The 12,979-nt window shown below is 72.9% G+C and carries 13 protein-coding genes; 4 read left to right on the top strand and 9 right to left on the bottom strand.

Translation table 11 applies throughout. The features are described from left to right. Positions 1 to 82: 82 nt before the first annotated feature. Together ACF1DX_RS25180 and ACF1DX_RS25175 are read right to left on the bottom strand one after the other, a co-directional pair. Complete coding sequence (locus ACF1DX_RS25180) at positions 83 to 1,138, bottom strand: iron-siderophore ABC transporter substrate-binding protein (protein WP_391793390.1); 1,056 nt, start codon at positions 1,136 to 1,138, stop codon at positions 83 to 85. A 97-nt stretch (positions 1,139 to 1,235) separates the two neighbouring features. Continuing rightward, entirely contained in the window at positions 1,236 to 2,585 is a 1,350-nt protein-coding gene (locus tag ACF1DX_RS25175) for a lysine N(6)-hydroxylase/L-ornithine N(5)-oxygenase family protein (protein ID WP_391793389.1), read from the bottom strand. A 254-nt stretch (positions 2,586 to 2,839) separates the two neighbouring features. Between ACF1DX_RS25175 and ACF1DX_RS25170 the strand changes: the two genes are divergently transcribed. Beyond that, entirely contained in the window at positions 2,840 to 3,787 is a 948-nt protein-coding gene (locus ACF1DX_RS25170; RefSeq protein WP_391793388.1) for a methionyl-tRNA formyltransferase, read from the top strand. 92 nt (positions 3,788 to 3,879) lie between these two features. Then, the gene (locus tag ACF1DX_RS25165; RefSeq protein ID WP_391793387.1) at positions 3,880 to 4,722 is read left to right on the top strand and encodes a pentapeptide repeat-containing protein; all 843 of its coding nucleotides are present in this window, start codon (positions 3,880 to 3,882) and stop codon (positions 4,720 to 4,722) included. Here the strand turns inward: ACF1DX_RS25165 and ACF1DX_RS25160 are convergent. The 5 genes from ACF1DX_RS25160 to ACF1DX_RS25140 all read right to left on the bottom strand — a co-directional run bounded on the left by ACF1DX_RS25160 (position 4,700) and on the right by ACF1DX_RS25140 (position 9,095). Then, positions 4,700 to 6,829, bottom strand: a complete 2,130-nt coding sequence (locus ACF1DX_RS25160) for a xanthine dehydrogenase family protein molybdopterin-binding subunit (RefSeq protein WP_391793386.1) — start codon at positions 6,827 to 6,829, stop codon at positions 4,700 to 4,702. The genes ACF1DX_RS25165 and ACF1DX_RS25160 overlap by 23 nt on opposite strands. Further along, positions 6,826 to 7,845 carry an FAD binding domain-containing protein gene (locus ACF1DX_RS25155; protein WP_391793385.1) on the bottom strand — a complete coding sequence of 340 codons (1,020 nt, stop codon included), beginning with the start codon at positions 7,843 to 7,845 and terminating at the stop codon, positions 6,826 to 6,828. Before ACF1DX_RS25155 ends, ACF1DX_RS25160 begins: the two co-directional genes overlap by 4 nt. Continuing rightward, positions 7,846 to 8,382, bottom strand: coding sequence for a (2Fe-2S)-binding protein (locus ACF1DX_RS25150; RefSeq protein WP_391793384.1), 537 nt, complete (start codon positions 8,380 to 8,382; stop codon positions 7,846 to 7,848). Between the two features lie 31 nt (positions 8,383 to 8,413). Next, positions 8,414 to 8,827, bottom strand: a complete 414-nt coding sequence (locus tag ACF1DX_RS25145; RefSeq protein WP_391793383.1) for an SRPBCC family protein — start codon at positions 8,825 to 8,827, stop codon at positions 8,414 to 8,416. A 73-nt stretch (positions 8,828 to 8,900) separates the two neighbouring features. Further along, positions 8,901 to 9,095, bottom strand: coding sequence for a DUF2795 domain-containing protein (locus tag ACF1DX_RS25140; protein ID WP_391793382.1), 195 nt, complete (start codon positions 9,093 to 9,095; stop codon positions 8,901 to 8,903). A gap of 204 nt (positions 9,096 to 9,299) precedes the next feature. Here ACF1DX_RS25140 and ACF1DX_RS25135 point away from each other — a divergent pair, with 204 nt between their 5' ends. Then, positions 9,300 to 9,959 carry a lysophospholipid acyltransferase family protein gene (locus ACF1DX_RS25135; protein ID WP_391793381.1) on the top strand — a complete coding sequence of 220 codons (660 nt, stop codon included), beginning with the start codon at positions 9,300 to 9,302 and terminating at the stop codon, positions 9,957 to 9,959. A gap of 8 nt (positions 9,960 to 9,967) precedes the next feature. On the opposite strand, the gene ACF1DX_RS25130 is transcribed toward ACF1DX_RS25135, so the two are convergent. Further along, entirely contained in the window at positions 9,968 to 10,411 is a 444-nt protein-coding gene (locus ACF1DX_RS25130; RefSeq protein WP_391793380.1) for a DNA-binding protein, read from the bottom strand. A gap of 662 nt (positions 10,412 to 11,073) precedes the next feature. Between ACF1DX_RS25130 and ACF1DX_RS25125 the strand changes: the two genes are divergently transcribed. Then, entirely contained in the window at positions 11,074 to 12,552 is a 1,479-nt protein-coding gene (locus tag ACF1DX_RS25125; protein ID WP_391793379.1) for a glutamate-cysteine ligase family protein, read from the top strand. A gap of 39 nt (positions 12,553 to 12,591) precedes the next feature. Here ACF1DX_RS25125 and ACF1DX_RS25120 read toward each other — a convergent pair whose 3' ends face one another. Then, positions 12,592 to 12,978, bottom strand: a complete 387-nt coding sequence (locus ACF1DX_RS25120; protein WP_391793378.1) for a hypothetical protein — start codon at positions 12,976 to 12,978, stop codon at positions 12,592 to 12,594. Position 12,979: the final 1 nt, after the last annotated feature.

Here is a 12,979-nt window from a genome sequence, read left to right as displayed (position 1 = left end):
GATGTGCGTCGGTGAGCGGCCGTGAGGGTGTCGGACCGGTGCGGCGGGCGGCGGGCCCGTCGGCGCCCGCCGCCCGCCGGTCTCATGTGACGGCCGTGATCAGCGGGGTGATCTCCTCGATCGCGTACGGGATCGACAGGACCGTGTTGAAGGAGAACGCCGCGCCGATGTCCGGGTCCTGGTAGGGCACGAACAGGTCGCGCCCGTCCTGGCTGACCTTCAGCTTCCGGTACAGCGGCTCCGCCTTGATGCGGTCGTTGGCGTCGGTGCTGGAAGTGACCCAGACCAGGCGGTCGACGTCGAGGACGTTCAGCTTCTCGGCGCTGAGTTCGGCCACGTTCCAGCCCGGCTTGGCCAGCTTGTCGATCTCCGGCTTCAGCCGGAAGCCCAGTTCCCCGAAGAAGATGGCCTTGGGGTCGGTCTTGGTGAACGCCGAGTACTTGCCGGCCTCGAAGCTGTCGGCGACGGCCAGGGTCAGGTCCCCGAACTCCGGGTGTTCGTCACGGACTTGCTTGAACCGCGCGTCGATGTCCGAGATCAGCTTCTCGGCCCGGTCGTCCTTGCCGAGCGCCTTGCCGATCCGGCGGGTCATCTCCTGCCAGGGGGCTCCGTAGTCCGGGTGGTCCTCGGGCTGGGCGACGACCTTGGTGAACTTCGAGAGCGTGTCGTACTGCTCCTTCTTCATGCCCGAGTACTGGGCGATGACCAGGTCCGGCCGCAGCGCGGCGATCTTCTCCATGTTGTACTCGTCGCGCTCGCCGACGATCTCGGGGGTGTCGGAGCCCCAGAGTTCCTTGGTCCAGGGCCACTTGCCGTACGGCTTCTCCTTGAACCAGTCGACGGCGCCGACCGGTTTGACACCGAGCGCCAGCACCGCGTCCTGGTCCGACAGTCCGAGCGTGACGACCTTCTTCGGTTCCTCCTCGATGGTCGTACTGCCGTACTTGTGCTCGACCGTGACCGGGAACGCCGCGGACTGCGCGCCCGCACCGGCCGAGGACGAGGAGTCCTCGCCGGACGAGGAGTCGTCGGTCCCGCCCCCACAGGCGGTCAGGGCGAGCGCGGCGACGGCGGCCACGACCACCCTGGGGAGGAGTCCGGCGATCCGCGCCGGCGCGGGGCGTGTTCCAGTGGACACGTTGGTTCCTTTCACGGGGTTTCACAGGGGTGCCGCGCCTGCCGGGTACGACGACCGGGCAGTGCGCGGCGGTGTGTGGGGGTGGACCTCGGGCCGGCTAGCGGACGGTGCCGATCCCGTCGGTGAGGGGACGGGGCGCGTCGGGGGACGCGGGGGTCCGGTCGAGGATCGAGTCCAGGATCTCGCCGACCCGGATCGCGATGTTCGACAGCAGGGACGAGGTGATGCCGTGGGTGTGTTCGGTGCCGCCCTGCAGATAGATGCCGCAGCGCACTGCGGGGCGGGTCGCCACGCGGTAGTCCCGCTCGACGCGGACGCGGCCCTCGTCGTCGCGGTGGCAGAGCCCGGCCGTCTCGCCGAGGAGGGCCAGTCCGTCGGCGGGCAGGTATCCCGTGCCGTACACGACGACGTCGGCGTCGAGGTCGGTCCGCTCGCCGGTGACCAGGGAGACGACGGTGGCGCGGACCCGCTCCGGGGTCTCGACGACTTCGGTGAGCCGGGACACGTTGTGGAAGTGGAGCCGCTCGGTGCCGAGCACCTTCTCCTGGTACACGCGCCGGTACAGGTCCTCGATGAGGTCCGTGTCGACCACGGAGTAGTTGGTGTTCCCGTGGTAGTCCATCAGCTTGCGCTTGACGTCCTCGGGGGCGGTGAAGTACTCGTCCACCGCCCCGGGGTCGAAGATGCGGTTGGCGAAGTTGCTGTCGTCGGCGGGGCTGTAGCCGTAGCGGGAGAAGACGGCGTGGACCTCGGCGCGGGGGAAGCGGCGGTGCAGGTAGGCGACGTTCTCGGCGGCGCTCTGGCCGGCGCCGACCACGACGAACCGGGAGGGATCCGTGTCCTCCAGGGCGTCCACCTTGGCCAGCAGGTCGGAGTTGTGCCAGATGCGTTCGGAGCGTTCGACCCCCTCCGGCATCCGCGGGCGCAGCCCGGTGCCGATGACCAGGTTGCGGGCCCGGTGGACCACCAGCCCGTCCCGTGAGCGGGCCGTCACGTCCAGGTACTCGACCGTCCCGTCACGCAGGACGGGTTCGACGGCGACGACCTCGTGGCCGTAGGAGACCATGTCGTCGACCTTCGCCGCCGCCCATTCGAAGTAGTCGTGGAACTCCGTCCGCAACGGGAAGAAGTTCTTGTGGTTGACGAAGTCGATCAGGCGTCCCTTGCTCTGCAGATAGCTCAGGAAGGTGTAGGCGCTGGTCGGGTTGCGGAGGGTCACCAGGTCCTTGAGGAAGGACACCTGCATCGTCGCGTCGTCGATCAGCATGCCCCGGTGCCAGCCGAACGCCGGCTGCCGCTCGAAGAAGTGGGCGGTGACCGTCTCCTGTCTGCCGACACGCGCGTTGTGCTCGCTGAGCGCGATCGCCATGGCCACATTGGACGGGCCGAAGCCGATGCCGATGAGGTCGTGGACCGGAGGTGGGTCGCCAGGAAGAACCTGAGCCATGTCACTCCCATCGTGCGGGCGGCCGGTTGTCCGGCGTCGGGATTACGGGAGGAGGGGCACGCCGGGGAACAGCGGCCCGCAAAACTTAGGGAAGCCTAAGCTTATGTTGTGAAGCTGTCGACTGGACAAAAGGGACAGTTCACGAGTTCGATTTTCTGACTGTCCATCAACCCGCTTTTCCTCAGGCGCCGTTGCAAGCTTAGGTAAGCCTTGCTTTACTGACGGCGGCCATTCCCTGCCCGAGGAGGAACCGCATGCGGGTCGTCATGTTCGGCTATCAGACCTGGGGCCACCGCACCCTTCGGGCCCTGCTGGATTCCGGGCACGACGTGGTGACGGTGGTGACCCATCCCAGGAGCGAGCACGTCTACGAGCGGATCTGGAGCGACTCGGTCGCCGAGCTCGCCGAGGAACACGGCATCCCCGTCCTCGTCCGCGACCGCCCCGACGACGAGGAACTGTTCGCACGGCTCAAGGACGCCGACCCGGACATCATCGTCGCCAACAACTGGCGCACCTGGATCCCCCCGCACCTCTACGGCCTGCCCCGGCACGGCACGCTGAACGTCCACGACTCGCTGCTGCCGAAGTACGCCGGCTTCTCCCCCCTGATCTGGGCCCTCATCAACGGCGAGTCCGAGGTCGGCGTCACCGCGCACCTGATGGACGAGGAACTCGACGCCGGGGACATCGTCCTGCAGCGGGCGGTCCCGGTCGGACCGACGGACACGGCCACCGACCTGTTCCACAAGACCGTCGACCTGATCGCCCCCGTCACCACGGGCGCCCTCGCCCTGATCGCCTCCGGCCGGACCGAGTTCACCCGGCAGGACCGCTCGCAGGCCAGCTTCTTCCACAAGCGGTCCCTCGAGGACAGCCGGATCGACTGGAACTGGCCTGCCGAGGACCTGGAGCGCCTCGTACGCGCCCAGTCGGACCCGTACCCGAGCGCCTTCACCTTCCACAAGGGCCGGCGCCTCGAGGTCCTGGCCGCCGTGGTGTCCCGGGGACGCTACGGCGGGACACCCGGCCGGATCTTCTACCGCGAGGGCGACGGCGTGGTGATCGTCGCCGGCGCCGACGCCCGTACCGGCCGCAACCACGGTCTGGCCCTCACCCGCGTACGCACCGAGGACGGCCGGGAGCTCGGCGCGACCGAGTACTTCACCTCGATGGGCGGCTACCTCACCGGCCGTCCCTGAGGATCCACGGGTGAACCGTCCCCGGGAATCCGCAGGCGGACCGTCTGCGAGAATGGGCGCCGACCGCTCGTCGCACCACGGGAGCCCGCACGGTGTCACCCCAGCACGAATCCCCCGCGCCCCCTTCGGCCCCCGGGGGCCGCGAGGACCTGCGGGCCGACTGCGCCAACTGCTTCGGCCTGTGCTGTGTGGCCCTGCCCTTCGCCCGCTCCGCCGACTTCGCCGTCGACAAGGCCGCCGGGCAGGCCTGCTCCCATCTCCGGTCGGACTTCCGCTGCGGCATCCACGAGCGGCTGCGCGACCGGGGCTACCCCGGCTGCACCGTCTTCGACTGCTTCGGGGCCGGACAGAAGGTGTCGCAGGTCACCTTCGGCGGCACCGACTGGCGTCGGGCACCGGAGACGGCGCGCGCCATGTTCGAGGTCTTCCCCGTGATGCGGCAACTGCACGAGCTGCTCCGGTACGTCGCCGAGGCCCTCGGCCTCGCGGCGGCCCGGCCCGTCCACAGGGAGCTGCGGCGGGCGCTGGCACGGATCGACGGTCTGACCCGCGGCAGCGCCGAGGAGGTCACCGCGCTGGACGTGAACGCGCTGCGCGGCGAGGTCAACCCGTTGCTGCTGCGCGCCAGTGAACTCGTCCGGGCCCGCGTCCCGGGCCGCGGGAAGGACCACCGCGGAGCCGATCTGATCGGCGCGAAGCTGTCCGGCGCCGGCCTGAGGGGAGCGAGCCTGCGCGGGGCCCTCCTCGTCGCCGCGGACCTGAGCGGGGCGGATCTGCGCGACGCCGACCTGATCGGCGCCGACCTGCGCGACGCCGACCTCGGCGGCGCCGATCTCACCGGCGTCCTCTTCCTCACCCAGGCGCAGCTCGACGCGGCCCGGGGCGACGCGGCCACCGTGCTGCCTCCCGGGCTCAGCCGCCCCGCCCACTGGTAGGCGCGGGCGGCCCCGCCAGCCCGGCGAGCACCTTGTCCGGGGTCAGCGGGAGGTCACGGAAGCGGACACCGGTGGCGTGGTGGACGGCGTTGCCGAGGGCGGCCGCACTGCCCACGTTGCCGATCTCGCCGATCCCCTTGCCGCCCGTCGGGTTGAGGTGGCCGTCCCGCTCGTCGATCCAGTGCGCCTCGACGGCGGGCACGTCGGCGTGCGCGGGCACGTGGTAGGAGGCCAGGTCGGACTCGGTGAAGTCGCCGAACGCGGCGTCCATCGTGCTGCCCTCGGTCAGCGCCATGCCCAGTCCCATGACCATGCCGCCGATGAACTGGGAGCGTGCGGTACGGGCGTTGAGGATCCGTCCGGCGGCGAAGACGCCGAGCATCCGGCGTACCCGCACCTCGCCGGTGACGGAGTCGACGGTGACCTCGGCGAAGTGCGCCCCGAAGGCGTGGCGGGCGTAGGGGCTCTCGGCGTCCGCCCGGCCCGCCGTGTCGGCGCGGGCGGCGACGCCCTCGTCGGGCAGCCGGCCGGTGAGGCCGCCCAGCCGGCCCGTGAGCCTGGCGCAGGCGTCGTGCACGGCCCATCCCCAGGAGGCGGTTCCGGAGGATCCCCCGGCCAGGGACGCGGACGGCAGGTCGCTGTCGCCGATCTCGGTCCGTACCCGGTCCAGCGGCACGCGGAGGGCGTCCGCCGCCACCTGGGCGAGCACGGTGCGGGCCCCGGTGCCGATGTCGGTGGCGTTGACGCGGACCACGAAGGTCCCGTCCGGCAGTGCGCGTGCCTCCGCGGTGGACGGCCGGACGAGGACGGGGTAGGTGGCCGCGGCGACGCCCGTGCCGACGAGCAGCGGTCCCTCCGCCCGGGAACGGGGGCGGGGGTCCCTGCGGTCCCAGCCGAAGCGGCGGGCGCCCTCGCGCAGACACTCCGTGAGATGCCTGCTGCTGAAGGGTTTGCCGCTGTCCGGTTCCCGCTCGGGTTCGTTGAGGACGCGCAGCCGTACCGGGTCCATGCCGAGGGCTGTGGCGAGTTCGTCCACCGCCGACTCCAGGGCGTACATGCCGGGGCATTCACCGGGGGCGCGCATCCAGGACGGGGTCGGCACGTCGAGCCGGACCACGCGGTGGAGCGTACGGCTGCTCGGGGTGGCGTACATGACGCGTGCGGGGACCGCCGCCTGCTCCACGAACTCCTTGACGCGGGAGGTGTGGGTGACGATCTCGTGGGTCAGGCCGGTCAGCCGGCCGTCGTCGTCGGCGCCGAGGCGGAGCCGGTGCAGGGTGGGGGCCCGGTGGCCGACGAGGGCGGGCATGTCACGGCGGGGCAGGGCGACGGTGACGGGCCGGCCGGTCTCCCGGGCGGCCATGACGGCGAGCACGACGTCGGGGCGCGGGGTGCCCTTGGAGCCGAAGCCGCCGCCCACATGGCCGGTGTCGACGGTGATCCGGTCCTCGGGCAGCCCGAACAGCGCCGCGAGCGTGGCGCGCACCGCGGTGCCGCCCTGGCTGGAGGTGTGCACGACGAGGCGGTCGTCTTCCCACCGTGCCGTACTGGTGTGGGGCTCCATGGGGTGGTTGTGCAGCGGCGGCACGCGGTAGGAGACGTCGACCCGGACGGGGGCGGAGGCGAGGGCGCCGTCGGGATCCCCGTACTCACGGCGGGCCGGGTGGCCGGCGTTGGCGGTCTCCGGCTCGTACGCCTCGGGATGGTCCGCGGCGAGCGTCACGTCGTACTCCTCCGCGGCGTACTCGATCCGGACGGCCCTGGCGGCGGCACGGGCCTCCTCCGGGGAGCGGGCGACGACGAGCGCGACGACCCAGCCGCGGTGCGGCACTCCGGGTTCCTGGAGCACGGCGAGGGTGGGGTCGTCGGGCTCGGCGAGCCGGGGGGCGTTCTCGTGGGTGAGCACGGTCAGGAAGCCGGGCGACTCCAGGGCGGCCGTGGTGTCGACGGCCGTCACCCGGCCGCGGGCGACGGTCGCGGGGACGGGCCAGGCGTGGGCTCGGTCCGGCAGGGGGTGTTCGGCGGCGTAGCGGGCGCCGCCGGTGACCTTCTGGCGTCCCTCGCGGCGTTCGGCCGGAGCGCCCAGCGCGGTACCGGTGCCGGTCATGAGTCCTCCGTGAGGTGCCAGGGGTGCCGGGCGGGTGGCGCGAGCCGGGTCAGGACGTCCACGGCGAGACCGCGGGCGAGGGGCACCTTGTGGCCGTTGTCGCGCAGCGGCCGGGCCGCCTCGAGTTCGAGGTCCACGGCGCGGGCGAAGGAGTCCGGGGTCGCCGGGGCGCCGCGCAGTGCCGCCTCGGCGCGTTCGGCCCGCCACGGCTTGTGGGCGAGCGCGCCGAAAGCGAGCCCCACATGGGCGATCGTGCCGTCGTCCGCCGTGGCCAGGACGGCGGCGACCGACGCCAGGGCGAAGGCGTACGAGGCGCGGTCGCGGGCCTTGCGGTAGGCGGAGGGCAGCGCCGCCGTGGCGGGCGGGAGCACCACGCCGGTGATCAGCTCGCCGGGCCGGATCCCGGTGTCCCGCTCCGGGTGGTCGCCGGGGAGACGGTGGAACCGGTCCGCCGGGACGTCCCGGGCGCCCTCGTCGCCGTACAGCTCCACGCGTGCGTCCAGGGCGGCCAGGGCGACGGCCATGTCGGAGGGGTGGGTGGCGACGCAGTGCTCGGAGTGGCCGAGGACCGCGTGGTCGCGGTGGGTGCCTTCCCGGGCGCCGCAGCCGCTGCCGGGCGCACGCTTGTTGCAGGGTTTGGACAGGTCCTGGAAGTGGGGGCAGCGGGTGCGCTGGAGGAGATTGCCGCCGGTGGTGGCGGCGTTGCGCAGCTGTCCGGAGGCGCCGGCGAGGAGCGCCTGGGACAGCGCGGGGTAGCGGTCGCGGACCAGGGGGTGGGCCGCGAGGTCGCTGTTGCGGACGGTGGCGCCGGCGCGCACGGAGCCGTCGGGCAGTTCCTCCACCGTGTCCAGCGGCAGCCGGCTGACGTCGACGAGGACGTCGGGGCGTTCCACGCCCAGCTTCATCAGGTCGACCAGGTTGGTGCCGCCGGCGAGGCAGCGGGCGCCGGGATGTGCGGCGAGCGCCTCGGCCGCCTCCTCGACGGTGCCGGCCCGCACGTATCCGAAGGGCTTCACTCAGATCACGTCCTCGACGGCCTCGACGATGTGCGGGTAGGCGCCGCAGCGGCACAGGTTGCCGCTGAGCCGCTCGCGGATCTCGGCGGCGTCCAGCGCGACGGGCCGGCCGGAGGGGGCGGCGGGGTCGGTGACGTGGGAGGGATGGCCCGCCTCGGCCTCGGCGAGGGCGCCGACGGCGGAGCAGATCTGTCCCGGTGTGCAGTACCCGCACTGGAAGGCGTCCCGGTCGAGGAAGGCCTGTTGCAGGGGGTGCAGACCGTCGCCGCCGTCGGTGAGGCCCTCGACCGTGGTGACGTCGCGGCCGTCCAGGGACACGGCCAGCAGCAGGCAGCCGTTGACGCGGCGGCCGTCGACCAGGACCGTGCAGGCCCCGCACTGGCCGTGGTCGCAGCCCTTCTTGGCCCCGGTGAGGCCGAGGTCCTCGCGCAGGACGTCCAGCAGGACCCGCCGGTGGTCGAGGCGGAGGGTGTGCGGCGTGCCGTTGACCCTGAGCGCGGTGTCCGAGCGGTGCTCGTGGGCGGGCTCACTGCTCATGGCGGGGTGGCCTTCCGGACGGGGCGGACGGTCAGCCGGCGGCGTTGTCGACACGGAGCCGTACCTGTTCCTCCAGGCGCCGGAGGCTGGAGTCCAGGGCGTCGCCGACGGCCTTCTCGCCCGGGTCGTGGCTGTCGTCGAAGAAGGAGAGGTGCACCGTGACCTCGCTGGCCCCGCTGCCGATGCCGGCGACCTGCAGCCAGCCGGTGTAACTTCCCTGCTCACGTGTGCCCCATTCGAGCCGCATCTGGTCCCGCTGGGCGCGGAGCAGCGCGGAGGTGTCCTCGTCGGAGCGGTCCTCGTGCACGGTGACGGCGGGCAGCTCCTCGGCGTGCACGTGCAGGGCCTCGGGCAGCCAGTCGCCCATCTGCTCGATGTTGGCGGCCTGGTCGAAGACGTGCTCGGGTGATGCGGGCATCGTGTGTGAACGCTCGTACTCGGTCATCGCGGTACCGTCTCTCGTCTCGGTTGTCCGGCGGGACCGGGGGCCGCCGTGCGGGCAGCCCCCGGACACGGCGCTATGCGTTGCCGAAGACCGCCTTCTGCACCTCGTCGGGGCCGTCGAACCGCTTGGTTCCGGTCCGGCCCAGCTTCTTGACGAGGGTGTCGTCCGCGCCGTTGCTCTTCGCCACGGAGACGAGGTCGTCCTGGCCGGCGGGGTATTCGGCGCCCTTGAGGGCCTTCTGCAGGTCGATCGGGCTGAGGTCGGCCATGGCAGCCTCCCGTGGTGGAGCGGCGCGGCGTGTCCGCGCGGGGACGGGGCGGGTACCCAGGGCGCCCGGGGGTGATTCAGCCCTGGTTCCCGGCCGCGGACCGAGTAGGGGGTGCCGCCGGTCCGAGTACGCGTACTCAGGCGCGGGGAGTCCGTCGTGCCCGAAGCTGACCGGCAGGAACCCCGTCTGCCGGAAGGACGTCCCTTGCTCAGCCGTGCCGCCGCCGTCCTGCTGCCGTTGTTCGGGCGGCTCACCGTCACCCGTGAGACCGACGGGCCGTTCCCCGCGGGCAGTGTCTTCGTCGCCAACCACGACTCGATGGCCGATCCGGCGCTCGTGCTGGCCGCCCTGCGCGGGGTGGGCGTGACACCGGTCGTCCTGGCGACGGCGGGGCTGTGGCGGGTGCCGGTGCTGGGGCGCGCCCTGTCGAAGGGCGGACACGTTCCCGTGCACCGGGGGTCGGCCCGCGCGGCGGACGCGCTTCAGGCCGCGGCGGAGGCGGTGCGGTCGGGACGCCATGTGCTCGTCTACGCGGAAGGGGGCCTGCCGTCGCGCCGGGACGCGGGGTGCGCCGCGCCCCGGCCGTTCCGTACGGGTCTGGCGCGGCTGTCGGCCGCGACCGGCGCGCCGGTCGTCCCCGTGGGCCAGGTGGGGGCCCGGCGGCTGGCCTCCGGGCCGGTCGCGAAGCAACTGGCCGGTGTGCTCACCGCCCCGGTGCGCCGTCCGCGTCTCCATGTCCACATCGGGCGTCCCGTGCACCTGCCGCCCGGCACGGCGGCCGGGACGGCGGCGGCGCACCGGGCGGTGAGTGACGCCTGGCGGCGGGCCGCCCGGGCCGTGGGCGAGCCGGCCCGCGACGGCTGACCGGGCGGCTACCGGTCGCCCGTGTCGGTGCGGCCGGCCAGGCGTTCGTAGCGCTGCCGGGCGGCCTGCGGGCTGCCCAGGCCGAGGCCGAAGGCGATCTCCGGCCAGGTCATGCCGCGTCCGCGCGCCATCTCCAGGAGTCCGGCCTCCAGTTCGTCCATCTCCGCGCGGGCACGCGGTACGAGGCTCAGCGCGGCGGTGATGTCCGCGTGGTCCACCTCGGGCTCACCGTCCTCGGGCAGCGCGGCGCCGCTGAGCAGGAAGGCCACGAGCCGGACCGCCTCGTGCGGACCGATCACGCCGGGGTGGATCTGGCGGCGGCGCTGCGCGTCCGTGGCCGCGTGCCGCTCGGCGATGCGGAACAGGGAGGCGTGCACCCGTTGGACGCGCGCCGTGTCGGGACTCGGCGGGACGAAGGGGTCGTCGGGTTGTGCGGGGGTGGTCGGCTGCATGGAACGAGCATCACAGGATGAACGGATTGTTGTCAACGAAAAACACCTTCCGACGGCCGGTGACTTCGCACGCCCCCGCACGTCCGCACCTGCGCAAGGCCCGCCCACCGAGACGCGGGGCGGAAGGGACGGCATCATGAGCGCCGGGCGGACCACCACCGACAGCGGCTTCTCGTACGGTCCGACCCGCACGCCGGACGCCCCTGTGGACCGGGGGCGGCGGGCGTGGACCACTGCCGGCCGGTACGCCCGGGAGGCCCGAGCCGTCGGTGACGGCTGTGGAACCCGGTGAGGACGGCGGCCGGACGCGGATCGCGCTCCGCCGGACGTGCGACACGGCGGAGGAACGCGACGCGGCCGAGCAGGGCGGCACATGCTCCTCGGCAGCCCGACCGCCTTCCTGGCCGAGCGCGCCCGGGCGCTCCGCCGGGGACGGCGATGTGCCGTCGGCCGTCCGCGGCGCCGTCGTGGCCGGCCGCGCCCGCACGGCGGCAGCCGCGCGTCGGCACGGTCCCGCGCCCCTTCGGACCGCTGCGGCCTCCGCCGGCCCCGCTCGGGCCACGGACCGGACTCGCGTGGTCGGACTCGCGTGGTCGGACTCGCCCGCTGGTGCGAGTCTGGGGTGGACAGGTTCCGAGGACGAGAGCCCTGGAGGGAGACCGATGGGACGGGACGTCCCGGCGCTCACCTTCACCCGCGAGGACCGCCGCCGCTACCGGATCAAGATGCAGGAGTGCCTGGAGACGTTCGCGCAGATGCTGCGCGAGTCGCGCTTCGAGGCCGAGCGGCCCCAGGTGGGGCTGGAGATCGAGCTGAACCTGGTCGACGACCGGGCCGAGCCCGCGATGCGCAACACCGATGTGCTGGAGGCGATCGCGGACCCGGCCTGGGCCACGGAGCTGGGCCGGTTCAACCTGGAGATCAACATCCCGCCGCGACGGCTCACGGCGGGCGGCCCCGACTCCTGGGAGTCCGAGATCCGCGACGCGCTGAACCACGCGGAGCGGCGCGCCGGGTCGATCGGCACCCGTCTGATCATGACGGGCATCCTCCCCACCCTGCGCCAGGAGGACGTCGGTGAGGGGGCGCTGTCGGAGAACCCGCGCTACCGGCTGCTCAACGACCAGATCTTCGCCGCGCGCGGGGAGGACCTGCACATCGAGGTGACCGGCATCGACCGGCTGCGCACCTACGCGGACACGATCACCCCGGAGGCCGCCTGCACCAGCACGCAGTTCCACCTCCAGGTGTCCCCGGAGCAGTTCGCCGGCTACTGGAACGCGGCGCAGGCGATCGCCGGCGTCCAGGTCGCGCTCGCCGCCAACTCCCCTTTCCTGTTCGGCAAGGAGTTGTGGCACGAGACCCGGATCCCGCTGTTCGAGCAGGCCACGGACACCCGCCCGCAGGAGATCAAGGTGCAGGGGGTGCGGCCCCGGGTGTGGTTCGGGGAGCGCTGGATCACCAGCGTCTTCGACCTCTTCGAGGAGAACCTGCGCTACTTCCCGGCTCTGCTCCCGCTGTGCGACGAACAGAACCCGGCGGAGACGCTGGAGCGCGGCGACATCCCCGAACTCGGGGAGCTGACCCTGCACAACGGCACCATCTACCGCTGGAACCGCCCGGTCTACGCCGTCGCCCAGGACAGACCGCACGTGCGGGTGGAGAACCGGGTGCTGCCCGCGGGACCGACCGTGGCCGACACCCTCGCCAACGGCGCCTTCTACTACGGGCTGACCCGCGCCCTGGTGGAGGAGGACCGCCCGGTGTGGTCACGGATGTCCTTCTCCGCCGCCGAGGACAATCTGCGGACGGCGGCGCGGTACGGCATCGACGCCCGGCTGTACTGGCCCGGGATGGGCGAGGTGCCCGCCTCCGAACTGGTCCTGCGGCGGCTGCTGCCGCTGGCGCACCGCGGGCTTGAGCGCTCCGGCATGGACGACGCCTGGCGGGAGCCGCTGCTCGGCGTCATCGAGCAGCGCTGTGTCACCGGCCGCAACGGGGCGGTGTGGCAGAAGGAGATGTTCCACCACATCGAGGCCTCGGCGCACTGCGGCCGGCACGAGGCGCTGCGGCGCATGACGCAGCAGTACATCGACTACATGCACCTCAACGCCCCGGTTCACACCTGGCCCGTCGACTGATCCGGGCGGGCGTCCGGACCGGACCCGGACGCCCGCTCGTCAGCCCGGCCGGCGTCCGGTGCCGGAGTCACCGGGGTCGACCCCGGTGAAGGCGGCCTCGTCCCCGGTGCCGCCGGGGCGTGCGGAGCGGCCCCGGCGGCCCGTGCCCCGCTTGCCCGCCTCACCCCGGTCCGCGTACTCCTCACCCCACCGCGCGTCGCCGCGCACGACGTCCCCCGGGACGGAGGTGCGCTCCTCCTCGACGTGCTTGCGGCCCGCTCCGCGCGACGGCACGTACTCCTCCGCGTGGAAGGAGCGGCGGGCGCTCGGGTTCTCCTCCTGCCGTGTCTCGTCGACGTCCGGGGACCAGCCGTGGTGCCCGCTCCCCCGGTGACGGCCGGCCCTGCGGCCCCGTGACGGCCTCGGCGACTTGCGATCCTCGGACATG

It is taken from the genome of Streptomyces sp. NPDC014676 (genome assembly GCF_043084105.1).
Lineage (GTDB): Bacteria > Actinomycetota > Actinomycetes > Streptomycetales > Streptomycetaceae > Streptomyces.
Note: the sequence above shows the minus strand (reverse complement) of the source record. Positions and strands in the feature narration are given on the sequence as shown.

Coding starts and splice junctions, on each gene's coding strand:
- ACF1DX_RS25150 (WP_391793384.1), bottom strand. CDS start 8,382: ATGAGCAGTGAGCCCGCCCACGAGCACCGCTCGGACACCGCGCTCAGG.
- ACF1DX_RS25140 (WP_391793382.1), bottom strand. CDS start 9,095: ATGGCCGACCTCAGCCCGATCGACCTGCAGAAGGCCCTCAAGGGCGCC.
- ACF1DX_RS25160 (WP_391793386.1), bottom strand. CDS start 6,829: ATGACCGGCACCGGTACCGCGCTGGGCGCTCCGGCCGAACGCCGCGAG.
- ACF1DX_RS25120 (WP_391793378.1), bottom strand. CDS start 12,978: ATGTCCGAGGATCGCAAGTCGCCGAGGCCGTCACGGGGCCGCAGGGCC.
- ACF1DX_RS25130 (WP_391793380.1), bottom strand. CDS start 10,411: ATGCAGCCGACCACCCCCGCACAACCCGACGACCCCTTCGTCCCGCCG.
- ACF1DX_RS25175 (WP_391793389.1), bottom strand. CDS start 2,585: ATGGCTCAGGTTCTTCCTGGCGACCCACCTCCGGTCCACGACCTCATC.
- ACF1DX_RS25125 (WP_391793379.1), top strand. CDS start 11,074: ATGGGACGGGACGTCCCGGCGCTCACCTTCACCCGCGAGGACCGCCGC.
- ACF1DX_RS25170 (WP_391793388.1), top strand. CDS start 2,840: ATGCGGGTCGTCATGTTCGGCTATCAGACCTGGGGCCACCGCACCCTT.
- ACF1DX_RS25145 (WP_391793383.1), bottom strand. CDS start 8,827: ATGACCGAGTACGAGCGTTCACACACGATGCCCGCATCACCCGAGCAC.